The 791-nt window shown below is 71.6% G+C and carries 1 protein-coding gene; it reads left to right on the top strand.

Annotated elements, in window-relative coordinates; genetic code table 11:
- The coding region (locus tag OO48_RS33955; RefSeq protein WP_033223509.1) for a transposase at positions 1-791 on the top strand (791 nt) is incomplete at both ends.

Genomic DNA, 791 nt, shown 5'->3' with positions numbered 1-791 from the left:
GGATCGTGCTGGCCGTGGACGTGAGCAACTGGCTCCGCCCCGACGCCCCGACAAGCGACGAGCGGCTGTTCTGCCATGTCTACGGACGCGGGGACCGCAACCAGGACCAGTTCGTTCCGGGCTGGCCGTACTCCTTCGTCGCCGCGCTGGAAACGGGCCGCACCTCCTGGGTCGCGCTGCTGGATGCCGTGCGGCTCGGGCCGGCCGATGACGCTACCGCCGTCACCGCCATCCAACTGCGCGGTGTCGTCGAGCGGTTGCTCCGGGCCGGCCACTGGGAGCCGGGCAACCCGGAGATCCTGATCGTGATGGACTCCGGCTACGACGTCACCTCCCTCTCCCACGCCCTGGCCGACCTGCCCGTCGTCCTGCTCGGCCGTCTGCGCTCGGACCGCGTCATGCTCCGCGACCCCGGCCCCGACCGCCGCGGGCCGAAGGGCGGGCGACCCCGCCGACACGGCGGAGTCCTCACCTTCGCCAAACCCGACACCTGGCACACCCCCGACACCACCACGGCCACCGACACCACCCGCTACGGCACCGCCGAGGCGACGGCCTGGGACCGGATGCACCCCCGGCTCACCCACCGCGGCCCCTGGCTGGACCACGCCGAGGAGGAACTACCCATCCTGCATGGCACGTTGATCCGGCTCAAGGTCGAGCGTCTGCCGGGCGACCGGGACCCGAAACCAGTCTGGCTGTGGTGCTCGGCCACCACAGCCACCGGCACGGACGTGGACCTGTGGTGGCAGTCCTTCCTGCGCCGATTCGACCTGGAGCACACCTTCCGG

The sequence above is a fragment of the Kitasatospora phosalacinea genome, assembly GCF_000716545.1.
GTDB classification, from domain to species: Bacteria; Actinomycetota; Actinomycetes; order Streptomycetales; family Streptomycetaceae; genus Kitasatospora; species Kitasatospora phosalacinea.
Note: the sequence above shows the minus strand (reverse complement) of the source record. Positions and strands in the feature narration are given on the sequence as shown.